This is a genomic window from Candidatus Pantoea formicae (assembly GCF_011752625.1).
GTDB classification, from domain to species: Bacteria; Pseudomonadota; Gammaproteobacteria; order Enterobacterales; family Enterobacteriaceae; genus Pantoea; species Pantoea formicae.
In genome coordinates, this window is the sequence record NZ_VWXD01000002.1 from 276,023 (window position 1) to 297,384 (window position 21,362).

Here is a 21,362-nt window from a genome sequence, read left to right on the forward strand (position 1 = left end):
GAATGAACCTTTCACGCCACAGTAACTGTCTGGCTGCTGTTTTTTCGGACAAAAGGAGCAATTTTCCATGTTTTTTGCATTAAAGAAATGGATTGGCGCGATGTTATTGCCTTTGCCACTGCTGTTGTCGCTGATGGCGGCGGGACTTTTACTACTCTGGTTTAGCCGTTGGCAAAAAAGCGGCAAAATCCTGATCTCTGCCAGTTGGCTACTGCTGTTACTGCTCAGTTTGCAACCCATCGCTGACCGTTTGCTGCTGCCTCTCGAACGACAATATCCCACCTGGAACGGCACTGAACCGGTGGATTATATCGTGGTGCTGGGCGGTGGCTATACCTTCAATCCGAATTGGGCACCGAGTTCAAACTTGCTCAACAATAGCCTGCCACGCGTCACCGAAGGTGTGCGGCAGTGGCGCCGTTACCCGCAAGCTAAAATGATTTTCACCGGTGCTGCCGCTGGCTTTAATCGTCGTAGCAATGCCAGCGTAGCGGCCGCCGTCGCAGAAAGTCTGGGTGTACCGCATGATGCGATCATCACACTGGACCAACCGCACGATACCGGCGAAGAAGCGCAGGCAGTGAAACAGACAATTGGGCAACACCCGTTTCTGCTGGTCTCCTCAGCCAACCATCTGCCGCGTGCGATGCACTTTTTCCAGAGTGCAGGGATGAATCCATTGGCCGCTCCTGCCAACCAGTTAGCGATTACGTCGCCAATCAGCGTATGGGATCGCCTTCTGCCGTCACCCTACTGGTTGAGCCACAGTGAACGTGCAATTTATGAAACCTTGGGGCGCATGTGGCAGAGACTGAGGGGGGATGAACTCACCTCAGCCGAGCCAGGGCAGTAACTGCTCGCGGGCATGATTAAAGCGTGGGCGGTCAAACTGCCCACTGCTCACTAACGTATCGACACAATCCCACAACTGATAGAGCCAGCGACGCCAGAGAAAACCTTCTGCGACAGGTGCGCGCTGCAAATAGTGGCGCAGTAGCGACGCTTCAGCCCCGCTGTCTGCCAGCCGCATCAGCTCATACTCACGCGGTGCCCACAGAATATTCCCCGGTTGCATCATCGCCACCAGTTGATCGCTGTGCGCATCCTTCAACATGCTGGCCAGGCGCAAATTACCGTGCATCAGCACGCAAGGGTCATCGAAATCGACAAACAATTTGCTGAGCTGCTGACGACTGCGAAATAAAATCTGTCGATCTTCCAGTGTAAAGGCGGGAGGAGAGAGATAACCCAGCGTTGACCACAGCACCTCAACACGCTGGCGATACCAGGCAGGCCAGCTGTTTTCCTGCACACTGTCCACGCGCCCCACCAGGCCGTGGCTATCGATGCGGTGCCAGCCCAGTACCCCTTCAACAATTTGCTCACACAGCTGTTCCCAGCGCAGTGCGGTGCGTGTCGGTGCTTCAGCGGAGACACCATTGAAACGCGCCATCAGTAGCATTTCGTGTGCAGGTTGCTGTTGGCTTAAGACCAAACCAAACACGGCAGGCACCGCGACCAGTCCGTCATGGCCCAACATGGTGAGTTTTTTAGCTTCCAGCGCGGCACGGCCCTGATGACGGAAGTACTTCGCCACCAGCGGCATGGGTTTACCTTCGTTATCGTAGAGAGCGTACAGCCGCGATTGCGCCTGTTCACTGATGGTTTCGAGGCGGCTGATACCTTCTCCCAGTACCAGCGCCAGTTCTGAACGGAGCTGTTCCATGCGTTATCCTCCGCAGTCAAATGACTTCACTATCCTGGAGGCCATGGTCGCGTAAAACTTAGCGCCAGATCAAACTTTGTGGCCAGCATCGAAAGCTGGCCGATAAGATATCAGCGCTGCATGGCTGCACGCACGCGTGCCAGATCTTCCGGCGTATCCACGCCAACACTTGGCACCGTCTGCGCCACAGCGACGTGAATTTTTTCGCCGTACCACAACACACGCAACTGCTCGAGCAACTCAATGTGCTCTAGCGGGCATGGCTCCCACGCAATGTAGCGACGGACAAAGCCGGCACGATAAGCATAGATACCAATGTGTCGCAGCAGGGTATCACCAATTTGCTCGCGCGATTGGGCATAGCGTTCGCGATCCCAGGGAATAGTGGCGCGCGAGAAGTACAGCGCATAGCCTTTCGCGTCCATCACCACTTTCACTGCATTCGGGTTAAACGCTTCTTCTGCATCGGTAATGGGTACCGCCAGCGTCGCCATTCCCGCCTCGGCTTGTGCCAGGTTGTCGGCAACCTGACGCACAATTTCAGCTGGAATCATCGGCTCATCGCCCTGCACGTTGACGATAATGGTGTCATCGGCAAACTGGAATTTCTCAATCACTTCCGCCAGGCGCTCAGTACCGGACTGGTGATCGGCGCGTGTCATGCAGACTTCACCGCCCGCTGCCGTGACAGCCGCCGCCACTTCCGGATGGTCAGTGGCAACAATGACACGGTCTGCGCCCGACTCACGAGCACGCTCCATCACATGCACCACCATGGGTTTGCCTTGAATATCGACCAAAGGTTTACCTGGCAGACGCGTAGAGGCATAACGCGCGGGAATAATGGCAACGAAACTCATGGATGGATCTCTTCAACCGACAGCGTACGCGCTTCCACTTCCAGTAACACAGGAATGCCATCACGCACCGGGTAAGCCAGGCCATCAGGTTTGCAGATCAGTTCCTGCTGTTCTTTATTGAAATACAGTTTTCCGTTGCAAACCGGACAGGCAACAATTTCAAGTAAACGGTGATCCATCATTTTCTCCTTTCAGCACCGACTATTCAGGCGCTAAGCATACCATAGCGTACCCGACGGCAGTGCGCTGGGTACGGCAAAATTAGGGGGATATCAACTGTTGATGGCCCATTGATGAGACCAAGCCGCGAGTATCTCTGGCGGCGCATTTTCGAGTATGACGTGATTCGCACCTTGCCACTGCGCAAATCGGTTAATGGCTTTTTGCACGTCATTGAGAAAGGCGTTGCTGATACGCACTCCGGGTTCCAACCAGAATGCCCGAATCACGAGCTGCTGAGCCTGCCGCTCCATTTTCGCATCAATACGTGCCTTTAACGCGCCACGATGCAGAACCGGCAGGACAAAATAACCATATTTGCGCTTCTCTGCGGGTGTGTAACACTCAATGCGGTAGTCAAAATCGAACAACTCCAGCGCCCGTCGACGATCCCACACCACCGGATCAAAGGGTGAAAGCAAAGTGGTATGGGTCGCAGAGGGCAGGTTTTCCAACAGCGGCAACAGGCTATGGTGAAGCCACATTTCACCCAGTTGCTCGACCTCAACCCGCACGATTTCATCACGCGCTTGTGCAGCAGCCAACCAGCTCTTGAGGGGGGCGCGTTTCAAACGATAATAATCCGCCAGCCAGCTAGCACGAAAAATGCCGAGGCTGCGTGCGCTGTGACTGAGCATCGCCTGCACGGCATCGTCTTCACTTAATGCATGCTGCGCGTCATCCCATGACGGCATCACGCGGCTGCGCAGATCGTAAACGCGCTGGAAGTTACGGCGCTCAACCACCATCAATTCACCGGCACTAAACAAATTTTCCAGGTGACGTTTGTGCGGTTTCCACGCCCACCAACCCGGTTTGGTCTGTTTATCATTGGCAAAATCCGCTGCACGTACCGGACCTTGTTGCGCGATATGTTTCAGTAAATCAGCAATCTCCTGCTGGTGTTCCTCCACCCACTTTTCGCTGTATTTCCAGCCCAGACGTTGAGGTTCGAGCATGCGATGACGCAATAGCGGATAATCTTCAAAAGGAATAAAGCAGGCCTCATGCGCCCAGTACTCAAACAGCGCCCCCGAGGCTAAGGTCTCTTCCAGCCAGTTAGCCGGGTAAGTGCCCAAGCGGCTAAACAACACCAGATAGGGACTGCGAGCCACAACGTTGATGGTGTCGATTTGTAGCAGGGACATTTGGCGTACGCTGGCGTGAACATCAGCAAAGCGCGCACGGCGGCCCAGCGGACGTAACAGCCCCTGTGCCGCTAAGTGGAGATGACGTGCATTTTGCAGAGAGAGGGAATCAGTGACAGTCATAAACTCAGTTCCCTTTCACAGTGTTAGCGCGAGGCCATGCAGAGTTGGGTAAGATCGTCCAGAAGCGCAGCGAGTGGCACACCTGACAGATGCGCATCAACAGGCAGATACCACCAGTTAGCACGAGCGAAACCATGGCATTTCACCGCATCTTTTTCGGTCATCAGCAAACATTGGTGGGCTTGTGTTAAACGCGACAATTCGTCTTCGCTGTAGGCATGGTGATCGGCAAAGGCCACTTCCGCCACGGGCTTCACGCCTTGGTGTTTTAAGGTGTTGAAGAATCGGGGCGGATGCCCGATGCCTGCCATCGCGACGATCTCAGGCAGTTGGTTTAATGGCGCCGTCTCACCACTCAACAGATTCACGGCTAACCCTGGCTGCAGCGTCATGGCAATTTCATTCACCTGCGCCTCACCGCCATTGACGATAATGGCATCGACGCTCTGCAGGCGTGATGCACGTTCACGCATCGGCCCGGCAGGCAACCACCAGCCATTACCAAAACGCCTCATACCATCAATGACCACAATTTCCCGGTCTCGCTGTAACGCATAATGCTGCAGCCCGTCATCCGTGATGATGACATCCAGATCCTGTTTGGAAAGAAGACCTTCAACCGCCTGACGGCGTTTAGGTGCCACGGCAACCGGTGCTTGAGTGCGCTGTGCGATAAGCACTGGCTCATCGCCGGCCAGTGCCGTCGCGGTTTCCGCCGTGACGAACAAGGGATAATGTTCAGATTTGCCACCGTAACCGCGCGACACAACGCCAGCACGAATACCACGCTGCTGCAGTGCCTGGACCAGCCAAATCACGACAGGCGTTTTCCCATTTCCCCCGGCGGTGAGATTCCCCACCACGATCACTGGGCAAGGCGCCCGCCAGCTTTTACGCCAGCCACGTTGATAGCTTAGGCGAATCAGCGTACTGATGGCCCCATACAACAGGCTGAGTGGCCACAAAAGCAGCCACAAAGGCGAACGCCCGCTCCAGATGCGATCAATCATTGACCAAACTGCAGCTTATGAAGTTGCGCATAGGCACCCTTCTGAGCCAGTAACACAGGATGTGTGCCGCGTTCTACAATTCGGCCATCTTCCACCACCACAATTTCATCGGCTTTTTCAATGGTTGAAAGGCGGTGTGCAATCACGAGAGAAGTACGGTTTTTCTGTAACTCGTCCAGTGCGGCCTGAATCGCGCGCTCAGATTCCGTATCCAGCGCTGATGTGGCTTCATCGAGAATCAGGATCGGGCAATCACGTAGCAACGCACGCGCGATGGCGATACGTTGACGCTGGCCACCCGAGAGCAGTACACCATTCTCACCAATGACAGTATCCAGCCCGTTATCCATCTTCTTGATGAAATCCATCGCATGCGCCATGGTTGCAGCCTGTTCAATCTGCTCACGGGTATACTCGCCATTACGTGCATAGGCGATGTTATTAGCAATGGTGTCATTGAACAGATGAACATTCTGGGAAACCAGTGCGACCTGATTACGCAGCGAACGCAGGGTGTATTCACGCAGGTCGTGCCCGTCCAGCAGAATCTCACCTGAATCGATGTCGTAAAAACGGGTGAGCAAACTGGCCATGGTCGATTTGCCCGACCCTGAGCGTCCCACCAACGCCACCGTTTTGCCTTCGGGCAATGAGAGATTGATGTCGCGAAGTGCAGGGACTTCACGCCCCGGATAGGTGAAGGTGACATTACGGAATTCGACATCGCCTTTTGCACGCGTCACTTCACGCTTACCGTTATCAATTTCCTGTTCGCTATCCAGAATGGAGAACAGCGTCTGGCAAGCTGCCATACCGCGCTGGAACTGTGCGTTAACGTTAGTCAGTGACTTTAACGGACGCATCAGTGCAATCATCGAAGAGAACACCACGGTGATGGTACCCGCAGTTAATGTTTCCATCACGCTTGGGAAGCTGGCGGCATAAAGGACAAATGCCAACGCCAGTGACGCAATCAGTTGGATCACCGGATCAGAAATCGAGGAAGCAGAAACCAGTTTCATGCCCTGCTGACGCATTTTATTGCTGACCTGAGAGAAGCGCTCTGATTCAACTTCCTGGCCACCAAAGATCAGCACTTCTTTATGCCCTTTCAGCATCTGTTCTGCACTGGTCGTCACCTGCCCCATGGTGTTCTGCATATTTTTACTGATGCTGCGGAAGCGCTTGGAGACGGTACGGATGGCAAAAGAAACAATCGGTGCCAGTACCACCAGAATCAACGACAGCTGCCAGCTATAGTAGAACATCATGATGAACAGGCCGATGATAGAGGCCCCTTCACGTACCACCGTCACCAGAGCACTGGATGAGGAGGAAGCGACTTGTTCCGAGTCGTAGGTGATACGGGAGAGCAGCGTACCGGTAGATTGCTGATCAAAAAACGCGACCGGCATGCCCATCATATGACCAAACAAACGACGGCGCATATTCATGACGACGTTGCCGGAAACCCAAGAGATACAATAGCTAGAGATATAACTGGTGACGCCGCGGATCAGCATCAGGCCAATCACCGCCAATGGCATCCACAGCATCACGGACTTATCGGCTTTCCCGAAGCCATCATCCAGTAAAGGCTTCAACAGCGACAGCATTAAGGTATCGCCAGCCGCATTGAGAATCAGCGCCACCGCAGACACCAACAGTCCAGCTTTGTGCGGCGCAATCATCGGCCAGAGTCGGCGGAATGTCTGCCACGTTGAGAGATCTTTGTCTTGATGCATTATTTATTCACGCTGTTTGAAATAGCCGCTCATTCTACCTGGAATCGCGTTTGACGCCAAACCACTGATGATACCAGCGGGGCATTATTTGCTCTCTTAACCCCTTAATCTGCCAGCGGCCTTGCCGAATACCGATATGAATCTGGCCTGATTGTGCAGTGTCGTACCAAATGTAACCCTGTTGGTGGTAGCGGCCCACTACGGCTTGTGCTGGCATTCGCCATGCGTTGTAGCGTGCTACAGAGGCCATTGCCACTTCTCCAGCAACACTACGTAACAGTAATGCTCCCGAAGATGTGCGACTGCCATGATGTGGAACCTGTAAAAAAGTACTGGCTAGCTGTTCTTTTTCCAGTGCGACCAATTTTTTTTCTGCTTCTAGCTCGAGATCGCCAGTGAGCAGCAGGCTGATGGTGCCATCATCCACGCGTACCACACAGGAATCATTATTTTGCCCGCGTGTATTGCCTGCCGGTGGCCATAGTGCGGTAAAGGTCAGCTTCCCCCACTGCCATTGTTCTCCGCGCTGACAAGGTAGATGCCCTGCGTCTGCTAATGCACTGCGAATCGCCACGCTGGGATTAGCCTTACGCAGCGAAGACAATCCCCCCTGATGATCCAGATGCTTATGACTGATGATCACCGTTTGCAGGTTTCGCCCGTGATAATGCAGCCAAGGAAGAATCACGCGCGACCCGGCATCGTCCTTAGACCAGCGCGGGCCTGCGTCATACATCACCACCTCATTCCCTTGAGTAATCGCGATAGCTAACCCATGGCCGATATCAATCATGTCGACCTGCCAGTCGTCTTGTTCCGCCTGACTGCGCCAGAGAAGGAAAGCCAAGGCCGCGCAGCCGAGTGACATCACCACTTGGTAAATGACGCCAATTCGCCATAGCAGCAATCCTAACCACAACACCGCCATTGCTGGCCATGCTTGATTAAGTGGCCACCAACCATCAGGAAGCAGCATTAATCCTTGCATCACCTTATGGACGGAGTGATCGGCCAGCCACCATAAGGCCGCAGAAACAGAAGACACGGGAAACAAGAGCGCCAGTAAAATCAAAGGAACGGTAATCAATGACACCACCGGCACAGCCAGCAGGTTGGCGAGTATTGCGCTTACACTGATACCCTGAAAAAGGAAAATCTGCAGGGGGGCCATCAAAATCATCATGCCGAGCTGCAAATGCAGTAAACGTAACGGCAGCCACCTTTTAGCTTTGCTGAACCGGGCTGGCAGTGCAAACCACTGGAACCAAATGATGAGCATCGCCACCGCGAGAGCAGACAACCAAAAGCTTTCTGACAGCACAGTAAGAGGATCAAACCACAGCAGCCCGCCGATACATAGCGTCCAGATTTGCCATCCGCTCAGCTGCCAGCCCGCAAGCCGCATGACCATCCACATCGCCAGTGCCACCATTGCCCGTTGTGCAGGAGCATGGCTGCCCGAAATCCAGCAGTAAATCGCGGCGGTGATAAAACTGCCTAACAGCGGTAAACAGTAGCCAATGTAACGAGCAGGAAAGATAATTTGCAGGCCACGAACTGCTAACCACCCCACGCTTGCGGCCAATGCGATGTGCATGCCTGAAATTGCCATCAAATGTGCGGTTCCGGTTTCCCGTAATAGCTGGCGTTGAGTCTGGGTCAAATTTCCTCGTTCACCAAACGCTAACGCTTCTAATATCGCGGGCTGTTGCAACCCTTCCAGCATCGGTGAGTGATAGCCGATTAATTGCGATCGCGTGCTGCAATGCAATGACTCAGCGTGTTGGCTGATGATACGTCCCTGCAATGGCGTATGGTTAGCCAACGCAAATCGTTGTGCATCAAATCCACCTTCATTTAAGCGCCCATGCACCGCGCGCAGGCGCAGTTTCATTTGCCAGCGCTGTCCAACACAGAATGGGGGTTCGGATGAGGTCGTGCTGATCGTGGCGAATATGGGTGGGAACTGGTATCTATCGCCGACGCGTATAAGTTGCGCCGTTATTTGCTGGCTAGCGGGTTTCACTTCGGTGATACGTAATGTCACTTCAGCGGGGGCCGCCGTCAGCGTTTCAATCGCATTGAGAACCTGTCGTGCTTCACCCAGCGTCCATGCCAGCAGGAGTAGTGCGATTCCGATAACTCGTAACACTGGCTTTGAAACCAATCCGGCGATTAAGCCCCCTGCCCCAATCATGGCGATAGTTTCGGTCGAGGGTATTTGCGGCAGTATCGTTAACGGTAACGCTGCTAAAATCATCGTTCGAGCCAGCACAATCCATGTCACGCGCATTCCTCTTCTCCCTAATGGAGGAGCGAGTGTGTGGGACGTGAGGACAAATAGCTTGTCGCGGAATTGGCTTTTTCGGTAGAGGTTCAGAACTTTTTGCGGGTATTACAAGATATTAGCTTGCTTATGGGAGTCGGATCGCATCTTTCATTTAAGCAAAAAAAAACGACACCCTAGAGTGTCGTTTTTGTCGTTCGGTAACGGCTTAGCCGTAGATATTTGCACGGTCACGCAATTCTTTGCCTGGCTTGAAGTGGGGAACGTACTTACCTTCCAGATCCACTTTGTCACCCGTTTTCGGGTTACGACCAGTGCGCGGTGCGCGGTAGTGCAAAGAAAAGCTGCCGAATCCCCGGATTTCAATGCGCTCGCCTTGTGCCAACGTAGTGGCCATATGCTCGAGCATCTCTTTAACAGCATCCTCAACGACTTTCGCCGGAATATGAGTGTGCTGTCCAGCAAGTCTTTCAATCAGTTCTGACTTGGTCATGTAACCTCCGGTTAATCCTTAATGGGAAAGGTATGACAGCTTTTACCGAAACCGGACGATATATATCGTCCGGTGCTTCGGGTCGATTACTCGCCTTTAGCCGCTTTGAACGCTTCAGCCATAGCGCTAGAGAAGTTGCTTTCTTCCTGTTTGGTGTTAACAGTGTTGATAGCTTCTTTCTCATCAGCCTGGTCTTTAGCACGAACAGACAGGCTTACAACGCGGTTCTTACGGTCAACGCCGGTGAATTTAGCTTCAACGTCGTCACCAACACTCAGAACCAGAGTTGCGTCTTCGATACGGTCCAGTGAAGCTTCTGAAGCGCGCAGGTAACCTTCAACGCCATCAGCCAATTCTACTGTAGCACCTTTAGCGTCTACTGCAGTCACTTTACCGTTAACGATAGCGCCTTTCTTGTTCAGGGTGATGTAGTTGTTGAATGGATCTTCAGCCAACTGCTTCACGCCCAGAGAGATACGCTCGCGCTCTGCATCAACCTGCAGTACAACAGCGGCAATTTCGTCGCCTTTTTTGTACTCACGAACAGCTTCTTCGCCAGTCGCGTTCCAGGAGATGTCTGACAGGTGAACCAGACCGTCGATGCCACCGTCCAGGCCGATGAAGATACCGAAGTCAGTGATTGACTTGATTTTACCTTCAACGCGATCGCCTTTGTTGTGGGTCTCTGCGAACTGCTGCCATGGGTTGTTTTTGCACTGCTTCAGACCCAGGGAGATACGACGACGCTCTTCGTCGATGTCCAGAACCATAACTTCAACAACATCGCCCACATTAACAACTTTAGATGGGTGAATGTTCTTGTTGGTCCAGTCCATTTCAGAAACGTGTACCAGACCTTCAACGCCTTCTTCGATTTCAACGAAGCAGCCGTAATCAGTCAGGTTGGTTACACGACCAGTCAGCTTGGTGCCTTCTGGGTAGCGCTTAGCGATAGCAACCCATGGATCCTCGCCCAGCTGTTTCAGGCCCAGAGATACACGAGTACGTTCGCGGTCGAACTTCAGCACTTTAACAGTGATTTCGTCGCCCACGTTGACGATTTCGCTCGGATGCTTAACGCGTTTCCAAGCCATGTCAGTGATGTGCAGCAGGCCGTCAACGCCACCCAGATCCACGAATGCGCCGTAGTCAGTGAGGTTCTTAACGATACCTTTAACTTCCATGCCTTCCTGCAGGTTTTCCAGCAGCTGATCGCGTTCAGCGCTGTTTTCAGATTCGATAACTGCGCGGCGAGAAACAACCACGTTGTTACGTTTCTGATCAAGCTTGATTACTTTGAACTCAAGCTCTTTGCCTTCCAGGTGCAGAGTATCGCGAACCGGACGAACGTCAACCAGTGAACCTGGCAGGAACGCACGAATACCGTTCAGCTCAACTGTGAAGCCACCTTTAACTTTGCCGTTGATAACACCGGTAACAGTTTCAGCTTCTTCGTAAGCTTTTTCCAGCGTGATCCAAGCTTCGTGACGCTTAGCTTTCTCACGGGACAGCAGGGTTTCACCGAAGCCGTCTTCAACTGCGTCAAGCGCAACGTCAACTTCGTCGCCAACCTGGATTTCCAGTTCGCCGGCTGCGTTCTTGAACTGCTCTGCAGGAATTGCAGATTCAGATTTCAGACCCGCATCAACCAGGACTACGTCTTTGTCGATAGAGACAACAACGCCACGAACGATGGAACCCGGACGGGTTTCGATTTCTTTCAGTGATTCTTCAAATAGTTGAGCAAAAGATTCAGTCATATTGATAATCTTAGGATTCTTCAATTTAACGTCCACCTGACGTCATTGTCGGATGGGGTTGTTTCACATGCCCAGCACCGGATCCTTGGTACAGGGTTACAGCAATTCAGTTACCGAATAGATTAAATGCCCAGCTTTTGGCGGGCATAATCTAGTGCCTTTTCAATTACTTGCTCAATGGACATACTGGTTGAATCCAGCACCAGAGCATCAGCGGCAGGCACTAAAGGCGCAATTGCGCGATTACGATCGCGGTCATCACGTTCCTTTATCTCGGATAAAAGGCGATCAAAGTTAACACTAAAGCCCTTCTCCTGCAACTGTAGCATACGACGATGAGCACGCTCTTCCGAACTTGCATCAAGAAAGATTTTAACCGGTGCGTCGGGGAAAACCACCGTCCCCATATCACGACCATCGGCGATCAGACCAGGCTCTTCGCGGAAGGCACGTTGGCGGCGCAGTAGCGCTTCGCGAACACGTGGGAAAGCAGCAACGCGCGAAGCAGTATTACTGACTTCCTGCGTACGGATTTCACCCGTTACATCTTCACCTTCCAAAATCACCTGCATTTCGCCTTCAACCGATAAGAAACGCACATCCAGGTGTGCCGCCATCGGGACTAAGGCTTCTTCAGATTCAATATCGACCTGATGATGAAGTGCAGCCAATGCTAAAACGCGATAAATGGCACCAGAATCCAGCAAGTGCCACTGCAATGACTCCGCCATCGCTTTACACAAAGTCCCTTTACCTGCGCCACTTGGCCCATCAATGGTAATTACCGGGGCGATTGCCGTCATTGTTTTCTCCTGTTGCTGCGTGCTTATTATCAGCCTTCTTGGCTGTCTGGATTGCGCGGCATTATACGCTGCCCGCGTCAGGTTAGTTACCCCTTAGCGTAGACAGCGCTAGAAATTTCGACAGATTCAGAAGAATTTCCGCCCAACGAGACCAGAAATAGGCTTAGAAACCCGGTACAAGCGTACCGGGTAGAGAAATCAGGAGGCGTGACTTATTTTTTCTAACTGCTGGAAGTAGTCTGGGAAAGTTTTCGCCGTGCAACCAGGATCAAGAATAGTCACAGGTGTGTCTGACAAGGCCACTAAGGCGAAGCACATTGCCATGCGATGGTCGTTGTAAGTTCCAATGTCTGCATGCTGCAACTGAGCCGGAGGTGTAACACGAATAAAATCATGCCCTTCTTCCACTTCAGCACCCACTTTGCGCAGTTCAGTCGCCATCGCTGCTAAACGATCCGTCTCTTTAACGCGCCAGTTATAGATGTTGCGCATCAGGGTCGTCCCTTCTGCAAACAGCGCCGTGGTCGCGATGGTCATCGCCGCATCGGGAATATGGTTCATATCCATATCGATGGCGGTCAATGTGCCACGCGTACAGGCAATGTAGTCATCACCCCACTCAATTACCGCGCCCATTTTTTCCAGCACGTCAGCAAAACGGATGTCGCCTTGCACGCTATTACGGCCAATACCTGTGACGCGAACCGTTCCACCTTTTATGGCTGCCGCAGCAAGGAAATACGAGGCTGAAGACGCATCGCCTTCAACCAAATAATCGCCAGGAGACTGATACTGTTGCTGGCCTTTAACTACGAAGCGTTGGTAGTTCTGGTTATCCACTTCAACACCAAAGCAACGCATCAGATGCAGAGTGATATCAATATAAGGCTTGGAGACCAAGTCACCTTTGATAGCGATCACCGTGTCTTTTGGGGCCAAAGGTGCGGTCATCAGCAAGGCCGTCAGGAACTGGCTTGAAACACTGCCATCGACACTGACATCACCGCCAACAAAGCCACCGTTCAAGCGCAATGGCGGATAATCCGTTTGCTCCAGATAATCAATATTTGCTCCACCCTGACGCAGCGCATCGACCAGATGACCAATTGGGCGCTCTTTCATGCGGGGTTCGCCAGTCAGCACGATGGACTGTTGGCCTAAGCACAATGCCGCAGCCAGCGGACGCATGGCGGTACCGGCGTTGCCCAGAAACAGCTCAAGAGCCTGGTCACTGTGCAGCGGTCCTGCATTTCCCACCACTTCGCACACGGTACGATCGGCAGAGAGCGTGTAATTAACGCCCAGCGCCTTCAGCGCATTCAGCATGTGTTTAACGTCATCGCTGTCCAGCAAGTTCGTCAGGCGAGTCGTGCCGTTTGCCAGCGCGGCGAGTAACAACGCGCGGTTAGAGACGCTTTTTGAACCCGGTAAGTTCACCGTGCCGTCAACGCGGGCAATCGGTTGTAGAGTCAGGGAGTCCTGCATGTGAAACCAAATCTCCAGAAAAGACGAGACCCCGTCCAATAACGGGGCCAGATGCCAGCCAGGCTGGCATTAATGAGCAATTAGCCGTGGCGACGTTCGAAATCGATCATGAATTCAGTCAGGGCTTTTACACCTTCCAGTGGCATCGCATTGTAGATCGATGCACGCATGCCGCCAACCACACGGTGTCCTTTCAGCGCATGCAGGCCAGCCTGCAGCGACTCTTCCAGGAATACTTTATCCAGTGCGGCATCAGCCAACTGGAACGGCACGTTCATGCGTGAACGGTTAGAAGACGCGACATCATTGCGATAGAAGTTGCTGTTATCAATCACGCCATAGAGAAGATCGGCTTTCGCTTGGTTGATCTTATCCATCTCGGCCACACCGCCGTTCTCTTTCAGCCATTTGAAGACCAAACCTGAGAGATACCAAGCAAATGTTGGTGGGGTGTTGAACATGGATTCGTTTTCAGCCAGCACCTTATAATCAAGGATAGAAGGCACGTGACGTTGCGCTTTGCCTAACAGGTCTTCACGCACGACGACCAATGTCAGACCGGCTGGGCCAATGTTTTTCTGCGCGCCAGCGTAAATCACACCGTAACGACTGACGTCGATGGGACGAGACAGGATAGTGGAAGAGAGGTCGGCCACCACTACTTTGTCACCAAAGTCCGGCTCTTCATCAATAGCAATACCATCAATGGTTTCATTTGGGCAGAAATGCACATACGCGGCATCATCGCTCAACTGCCATTCACGCATTGGTAACAAAGCACGTTTACCTTCATGCGTGGTTTTGATGTCGATGGTGTTCGGCGCACAGAATTTTTCTGCTTCCTTGATCGCGCTATGAGCCCAGTAACCGCCATCAATGTAATCTGCGGTTTTCGCTTCGCCCAGCAAGTTGCCCGGAATTGCAGCAAACTGCGCGCGCGCGCCGCCATGGCAGAACAAAACTTTGTAGTTAGACGGGATCTTCAGCAGATCGCGAAAATCCTGTTCTGCTGCTTCAGCAACAGCAATAAACTCTTTACTGCGGTGACTGATCTCCATCACCGAGGTGCCTAATCCGTGCCAGTTTGTCAATTCTTGTTCTGCACGACGGAGCACTTCTACCGGCAGCATCGCTGGGCCGGAGCTAAAATTATAAACCTGCGTCATTTCCCCTCACCACTGTCATATCGAACGGTTATGAATACCCCATCGGTTTTATCATTGCCTCCGAATAGCTGCAATCATTAATCGGGGGGCGATCACATTTCCAGAGCTGTCACAGCCGCAGCTTATGTCACAAATGCAATAACCCACGGAATTTTGTGAGGTGCTTTCCTGAAGTAAAATCAGAATGCAGCCACTCGATGAAAAAGCCGTAACAATACCGCGATAAATTTGGACCACTGAATAGCGAAGCAGGCGCAAAACCCGTATCATTGCGCGCTTTACGCCCACCCCATCGACTTGAGAGAGCGCCAACATGACGCAAACGTTTATTCCAGGAAAGGACGCCGCACTGGAAGACTCCATCGCACGCTTCCAACAGAAACTGCAAGACCTTGGTTTCAATATTGAAGAAGCTTCCTGGCTTAACCCTGTTCCACATGTCTGGTCTGTGCATATCCGCGATCGCGACTGCCCGCTATGTTTTACCAATGGTAAAGGTGCCAGTAAGAAAGCGGCACTGGCCTCAGCGTTAGGCGAATATTTTGAGCGTCTCTCAACCAACTACTTCTTCGCCGATTTCTGGCTCGGTCAGTCCATTGCCAACGGCGATTTCGTTCACTACCCGAATGAGAAGTGGTTCCCATTGACCGACGATGACAGCTTGCCAGCAGGCATTCTGGATGCACGTCTGCAGAAGTTTTACGATCCTGAAGATAGCCTGAGCGCCTCAGATCTCATCGACCTGCAGTCCGGTAATGCCGACCGTGGTATCTGTGGCCTCCCCTTCACCCGTCAGTCAGACCAACAGACGGTTTATATTCCGATGAACATCATCGGCAACCTGTACGTTTCTAACGGCATGTCCGCAGGTAACACCGCGAATGAAGCGCGCGTGCAGGGGCTTTCTGAAGTCTTTGAGCGTCACATCAAAAATCGCATTATCGCGGAATCCATCAGCCTGCCGGAGATCCCTGCTGAAGTCATGCAGCGCTATCCGGGCGTGATTGAGGCCATTGAACGTCTGGAAGCTGAAGGTTTCCCTATCTTCTCTTACGATGCCTCACTCGGCGGCAAGTATCCGGTTATCTGCGTGGTGCTGTTCAACCCAGCTAACGGCACTTGCTTCGCCTCCTTTGGTGCGCATCCAGACTTCGGCGTTGCACTTGAACGTACCGTGACGGAATTGCTGCAAGGCCGTGGTCTAAAAGATCTCGACGTCTTCACACCACCGACGTTCGATGACGAAGAAGTCGCTGAACATGCCAATCTGGAAACCCACTTCATTGATTCAAGCGGTTTAATCTCCTGGGATATGTTCAAAGACGATGCGGATTATCCGTTCGTTGACTGGAGCTTCGCAGGAAACACTCATGAAGAGTTCGATACGCTGATGGCGATCTTCCGTGCGGAAGATAAAGAAGTTTACATCGCTGACTACGAACATCTGAGCGTGTATGCCTGCCGTATCATCGTTCCTGGTATGTCTGATATTTATCCAGCGGAAGACTTGCTGCTAGCAAATAACAGCATGGGTGCCCCGCTGCGTGAAACCCTGCTCGCGTTGCCTGCTAGCCAGTGGGAACCTGAAGCCTACCTGAACCTGATCGAACAGCTGGATGAAGAAGGCCATGACGACTTCACTCGCGTCCGTGAACTGTTGGGTCTGGCATCAGGTAAAGATAATGGATGGTACACCCTGCGTATTGGCGAGCTGAAAGCCATGCTGGCATTGGCGGGCGGCGATCTGGATCAGGCATTGATCTGGACCGAATGGACCATGGAGTTTAACCAGTCAATCTTCAGCGAAGAGCGTGCCAACTACTACCGCTGCTTGCAGACGTTGTTGCTACTGGCAATGGAAGAAGACCGCGATCCAATGCAGTATCATCGCGCCTTTGTACGCATGTATGGTGAGAAAGCAGTAGATGCCGCCTCAGCCGCCATTAGCGGTGAAGCGCCATTCTATGGCCTGCAAGCGGTTGACCTGGACTTGAAAGCTTTCCCTGCACATCAGGCGCTGTTAGCTGCTTACGAAAAACTGCAGACGGCTAAACGTCAATACTGGTCTAAAAATTAAGACGATTATTGAAGCCGATAATTCGGTTTAAATAATAAAGGGCGCTGGTTAACTCCAGTGCTTTTTTTTTGGATAAATATAATTGTCACGCCGCATTAATATTTAACAACCCCTCTTCATTTGACTGAATTTAATTAACACAAAAAAGCTTTACCAGACCATCGCTTAAACTTTTTTCGCATAAATTAAAAAACTTTTTATTATTTATTTTCAGTGCGTTAGATACCTACAAAGCGCTTCAACGGCTTCGCTTACCGCCTATCGCACTGCCATTTATGATCCACATCAATTCCTGACCTATACTCCTTTGTTAGTATCTTTACAGACAATTTCTGGAGAGCGTTAGTGTGAAAGCTGACAACCCTTTCAATGCATTATTACCAGCGGCAATGGCCAAAGTTGCAGAAGATGCTGGTGTCTATAAAGCGACTAAAAATCCTTTAACCACCTTCTTTCTTGCCATCACCGCCGGCGTATTTATTTCAATAGCATTCGTCTTTTACATTACTGCCACCACCGGTACTGGCGCGCTGCCATACGGTATCGCCAAACTGATTGGCGGCATTTGCTTCTCACTGGGTTTGATGCTGGTCGTGGTGTGTGGCGCGGACCTCTTCACTTCCACCGTACTGATCGTCGTTGCGAAAGCCAGTGGTCGCATCACCTGGCTGCAACTCGGCCGCAACTGGTTGTATGTCTATATCGGCAACCTGTTTGGCGCCCTGTTCTTTGTCGCACTGATTTGGTTCTCTGGTGAGCATATGGTGGCCAATGGTGCATGGGGTTTAAACGTGCTACAGACGGCCGACCATAAAATGCATCACACCTTTATCGAAGCCGTAAGCTTGGGCACGCTCGCCAATCTAATGGTGTGTCTGGCCGTGTGGATGAGCTACTCCGGTCGCAGTTTGTTCGACAAAATGTTCGCGATGATTCTGCCTGTCGGCATGTTCGTGGCCTCTGGCTTCGAACATAGCATCGCCAATATGTTCTTGGTTCCAATGGCCATTGTTATTCGCGATTTTGCCAGCCCAGAGTTCTGGCAAATGGCCGGCTCCAGCGCCGCACAGTTCCCCTCTCTCAGCGTTGGCGACTTTATTATCAACAACCTCATCCCGGTGACGATTGGCAATATCATCGGCGGAGGATTGTTAGTCGGCTTGACCTACTGGGTTATCTATTTGCGCGACGGTGCGCCAGAGCATTAATACATTGATACGGGCGTGCTGAAGAGCGCGCCACCGTCAGAGTCTCCCTAAATAAGGCAGGTATATTATGTCCGAACTTAACGAAAAAATGGCGTCAGCCTGGGAAGGATTTAGTGCCGGTGAATGGCAGAACAGCGTCAACGTGCGCGACTTTATCCAGAAAAACTACACCCCGTATGAAGGTGACGAATCCTTCCTCGCGGGCGCAACTCCAGCCACCACCAAACTGTGGGACAGCGTGCTGGAAGGTATCAAAATAGAGAACCGCACCCACGCACCGGTTGATTTCGATACCGACCTGGCTTCTACCATCACGTCACACGATGCGGGTTACATCAATAAGTCTCTTGAGACCATCGTGGGCCTGCAAACCGAAGCGCCGTTAAAACGTGCCATCATTCCCTTCGGTGGTATCAAAATGGTTGAGGGGTCATGCAAAGTCTATGGTCGCGAACTCGACCCTGCGCTGAAAAAAGTCTTTACCGATTACCGCAAAACCCATAACCAAGGTGTGTTCGATGTCTATACACCAGACATCCTGCGCTGCCGTAAATCAGGCGTGTTAACAGGCCTGCCAGATGCCTATGGCCGTGGCCGTATTATCGGTGACTATCGTCGCGTTGCGCTGTATGGCATCGATTATCTGATGAAAGATAAAGTGGCGCAGTTCAATTCACTGCAAAGCGATATGGAAAATGGCGTCAATCTTGAGGCCACCATCCGTCTGCGTGAAGAGATTTCTGAACAACACCGTGCGCTAGGCCAGATCAAAGAGATGGCGGCAAAATATGGTTTCGACATCTCTCTGCCAGCTGAGACTGCACAACAAGCCGTACAGTGGACTTACTTTGGTTACCTGGCTGCCGTGAAATCTCAGAACGGTGCCGCCATGTCATTTGGCCGCGTATCAACCTTCCTTGACGTCTATATCGACCGCGATATTAAAGCCGGTAAACTGACGGAAGAAGGCGCGCAGGAACTGATCGACCATCTGGTGATGAAGCTGCGCATGGTGCGTTTCTTGCGTACCCCAGAATATGATGAACTCTTCTCGGGTGACCCAATTTGGGCAACGGAGTCGCTCGCAGGTATGGGCGTCGACGGGCGTACGTTGGTGACTAAAAGCACTTTCCGCTTCCTCAACACCCTTTACACTATGGGTCCTTCACCAGAGCCTAACATGACCATTTTGTGGTCAGAGAAACTGCCGGTAAACTTCAAAAAATACGCGGCGAAAGTCTCCATCGATACCTCGTCATTGCAGTATGAAAATGATGACCTGATGCGCCCTGACTTTGACAATGATGACTACGCCATTGCCTGCTGTGTGAGTCCAATGATTGTCGGCAAACAGATGCAGTTCTTCGGCGCACGCGCCAACTTGGCAAAAACGCTGCTGTACGCAATCAATGGTGGCGTGGACGAAAAACTGAAAATGCAGGTTGGCCCGAAAGAAACGCCAATTACTGATGAGATTCTGGATTTCGACACTGTTATGGCACGCATGGATCACTTCATGGATTGGCTGGCAAAACAGTATGTCACCTCGTTGAATATCATCCACTACATGCACGATAAGTACAGTTACGAAGCATCACTGATGGCGCTGCACGACCGTGACGTTTATCGCACCATGGCATGCGGTATCGCTGGATTGTCAGTGGCAGCAGACTCCCTCTCAGCCATCAAATATGCCAAAGTAAAAGCCGTGCGTGATGCTGATGGCTTGGCGGTTGATTTTGAAATCGACGGTGAATACCCGCAGTTCGGGAATAACGATGCGCGCGTCGATGACATGGCATGTGACCTGGTTGAACGTTTCATGAAAAAAATTCAGAAACTGCAAACCTACCGTAATGCGGTGCCGACTCAGTCCGTTCTGACCATCACCTCGAATGTGGTTTATGGTAAGAAAACCGGTAATACACCTGATGGCCGTCGCGCAGGTGCGCCATTTGGACCGGGTGCTAACCCCATGCACGGACGCGATCAGAAAGGTGCGGTTGCCTCACTGACTTCTGTTGCCAAACTGCCGTTTGCCTACGCCAAAGATGGTATCTCTTACACCTTCTCCATCGTGCCAAATGCGCTGGGTAAAGACGATAATGTGCGTAAAACCAACCTCGCAGGTCTGATGGATGGGTACTTCCATCACGAAGCGAACATTGAGGGCGGTCAGCATCTTAACGTTAACGTCATGAACCGTGAAATGCTGTTGGATGCGATGGAACATCCAGAGAAATATCCACAGCTGACCATCCGTGTTTCTGGTTACGCTGTACGTTTTAACTCGCTGACGAAAGAGCAGCAGCAGGATGTGATTACCCGTACATTCACTCAGTCCCTGTAATCCCCCTTGAGATTTGAAGGCTCCTGCGGGAGCCTTTTCTCCACAAGTCTGTTTTGCCAGTTTGCTTTCGCTGGCAGCCTGGCAAAATCGACTTTAATCCAAGAGCACAACACAGATTGTGCCGCCTGATGTTAGGGCTAAACCGGAGAACTCATCGCAATGTCTACCATCGGTCGTATCCACTCATTTGAATCTTGCGGCACCGTTGACGGTCCGGGTATCCGTTTTATCACTTTCTTCCAAGGCTGCCTGATGCGCTGCCTTTATTGCCATAATCGCGACACTTGGGATACCCACGGTGGCAAAGAAGTCACGGTGGACGATCTGATGAAAGATGCGTTGTCGTATCGCCACTTTATGAATGCCTCAGGCGGAGGAGTGACGGCATCCGGTGGGGAAGCGATATTACAAGCCGAGTTTGTACGTGACTGGTTCCGAGCCTGTCAGGCAGAAGGCATTCATACCTGTCTGGATACCAACGGTTTTGTACGCCGTTACGATCCGGTGATCGACGAACTGCTGGATGCCACAGACCTGGTGATGCTCGACCTGAAACAAATTAATGATGATGTGCACCAGATTCTGGTCGGCGTCTCCAACCATCGCACCCTCGATTTCGCCCGCTACCTGCAGAAGAAAGGCAAACGTACCTGGATTCGCTTCGTCGTCGTGCCGGGATATTCCGATGACGATGACTCTGCCCATCGCCTCGGCGAATTCACTAAGGATATGGATAACGTCGAGAAGATCGAGCTGCTGCCCTATCACGAATTAGGCAAACATAAATGGATTGCTATGGGAGAAGAGTACAAGCTTGATGGCGTAAAACCGCCAAGTAAAGACACCATGGAGCGGGTAAAGAACATTCTCGCCAGCTATGGTCATGAGGTGATGTATTGACA

The 21,362-nt window shown here is 51.9% G+C and carries 17 protein-coding genes; 5 read left to right on the forward strand and 12 right to left on the reverse strand.

The features are described from left to right. Positions 1-67: 67 nt before the first annotated feature. On the forward strand, positions 68-853 hold the full coding sequence (gene elyC / locus F3J38_RS05975) for an envelope biogenesis factor ElyC (RefSeq protein ID WP_167136020.1): 786 nt from the start codon (positions 68-70) through the stop codon (positions 851-853). Here the strand turns inward: elyC and F3J38_RS05980 are convergent. The 12 genes from F3J38_RS05980 to serC form a co-directional block, all read right to left on the reverse strand. Beyond that, entirely contained in the window at positions 833-1,726 is an 894-nt protein-coding gene (locus tag F3J38_RS05980; RefSeq protein ID WP_167136021.1) for a YcbJ family phosphotransferase, read from the reverse strand. The two genes, elyC and F3J38_RS05980, sit on opposite strands and share 21 nt — an antisense overlap. Positions 1,727-1,836: 110 nt before the next feature. Next, positions 1,837-2,586 (reverse strand): 3-deoxy-manno-octulosonate cytidylyltransferase, encoded by a 750-nt coding sequence (gene kdsB, locus F3J38_RS05985; protein ID WP_167136023.1) that lies wholly within the window; start codon positions 2,584-2,586, stop codon positions 1,837-1,839. Further along, positions 2,583-2,765 (reverse strand): Trm112 family protein, encoded by a 183-nt coding sequence (locus F3J38_RS05990; RefSeq protein WP_007887424.1) that lies wholly within the window; start codon positions 2,763-2,765, stop codon positions 2,583-2,585. Before F3J38_RS05990 ends, kdsB begins: the two co-directional genes overlap by 4 nt. A 93-nt stretch (positions 2,766-2,858) precedes the next feature. Next, positions 2,859-4,076 carry a winged helix-turn-helix domain-containing protein gene (locus F3J38_RS05995; RefSeq protein ID WP_167136025.1) on the reverse strand — a complete coding sequence of 406 codons (1,218 nt, stop codon included), beginning with the start codon at positions 4,074-4,076 and terminating at the stop codon, positions 2,859-2,861. Positions 4,077-4,099: 23 nt separating this feature from the next. After that, entirely contained in the window at positions 4,100-5,086 is a 987-nt protein-coding gene (lpxK, locus tag F3J38_RS06000; RefSeq protein WP_167136027.1) for a tetraacyldisaccharide 4'-kinase, read from the reverse strand. Beyond that, positions 5,083-6,831, reverse strand: coding sequence for a lipid A ABC transporter ATP-binding protein/permease MsbA (gene msbA, locus F3J38_RS06005; protein ID WP_167136029.1), 1,749 nt, complete (start codon positions 6,829-6,831; stop codon positions 5,083-5,085). The genes lpxK and msbA overlap by 4 nt, the downstream gene beginning before the upstream one ends. A 34-nt stretch (positions 6,832-6,865) precedes the next feature. After that, on the reverse strand, positions 6,866-9,124 hold the full coding sequence (locus F3J38_RS06010; RefSeq protein WP_167136030.1) for a DNA internalization-related competence protein ComEC/Rec2: 2,259 nt from the start codon (positions 9,122-9,124) through the stop codon (positions 6,866-6,868). 202 nt (positions 9,125-9,326) lie between these two features. Then, complete coding sequence (gene ihfB / locus F3J38_RS06015) at positions 9,327-9,611, reverse strand: integration host factor subunit beta (RefSeq protein ID WP_003849360.1); 285 nt, start codon at positions 9,609-9,611, stop codon at positions 9,327-9,329. An 86-nt stretch (positions 9,612-9,697) separates the two neighbouring features. Then, positions 9,698-11,371: a 30S ribosomal protein S1 gene (rpsA, locus tag F3J38_RS06020; protein WP_034820570.1), complete on the reverse strand. Its 1,674-nt coding sequence runs from the start codon at positions 11,369-11,371 to the stop codon at positions 9,698-9,700. A 122-nt stretch (positions 11,372-11,493) separates the two neighbouring features. Continuing rightward, positions 11,494-12,174: a (d)CMP kinase gene (gene cmk / locus F3J38_RS06025; RefSeq protein ID WP_167136032.1), complete on the reverse strand. Its 681-nt coding sequence runs from the start codon at positions 12,172-12,174 to the stop codon at positions 11,494-11,496. Between the two features lie 198 nt (positions 12,175-12,372). Further along, on the reverse strand, positions 12,373-13,659 hold the full coding sequence (aroA, locus tag F3J38_RS06030) for a 3-phosphoshikimate 1-carboxyvinyltransferase (protein ID WP_167136034.1): 1,287 nt from the start codon (positions 13,657-13,659) through the stop codon (positions 12,373-12,375). 80 nt (positions 13,660-13,739) lie between these two features. Further along, positions 13,740-14,825 carry a 3-phosphoserine/phosphohydroxythreonine transaminase gene (gene serC, locus F3J38_RS06035; protein ID WP_167136036.1) on the reverse strand — a complete coding sequence of 362 codons (1,086 nt, stop codon included), beginning with the start codon at positions 14,823-14,825 and terminating at the stop codon, positions 13,740-13,742. A 313-nt stretch (positions 14,826-15,138) separates the two neighbouring features. Between serC and ycaO the strand changes: the two genes are divergently transcribed. The 4 genes from ycaO (at position 15,139) to pflA (ending at position 21,360) form a co-directional block, all read left to right on the forward strand. Beyond that, positions 15,139-16,902 carry a 30S ribosomal protein S12 methylthiotransferase accessory factor YcaO gene (gene ycaO / locus F3J38_RS06040; protein ID WP_167136037.1) on the forward strand — a complete coding sequence of 588 codons (1,764 nt, stop codon included), beginning with the start codon at positions 15,139-15,141 and terminating at the stop codon, positions 16,900-16,902. 347 nt (positions 16,903-17,249) lie between these two features. Beyond that, entirely contained in the window at positions 17,250-18,110 is an 861-nt protein-coding gene (gene focA / locus F3J38_RS06045; RefSeq protein ID WP_167136039.1) for a formate transporter FocA, read from the forward strand. 67 nt (positions 18,111-18,177) lie between these two features. After that, on the forward strand, positions 18,178-20,460 hold the full coding sequence (gene pflB, locus F3J38_RS06050; RefSeq protein ID WP_167136041.1) for a formate C-acetyltransferase: 2,283 nt from the start codon (positions 18,178-18,180) through the stop codon (positions 20,458-20,460). Positions 20,461-20,619: 159 nt separating this feature from the next. After that, the gene (gene pflA, locus F3J38_RS06055; protein ID WP_167136042.1) at positions 20,620-21,360 is read left to right on the forward strand and encodes a pyruvate formate lyase 1-activating protein; all 741 of its coding nucleotides are present in this window, start codon (positions 20,620-20,622) and stop codon (positions 21,358-21,360) included. Positions 21,361-21,362: the final 2 nt, after the last annotated feature.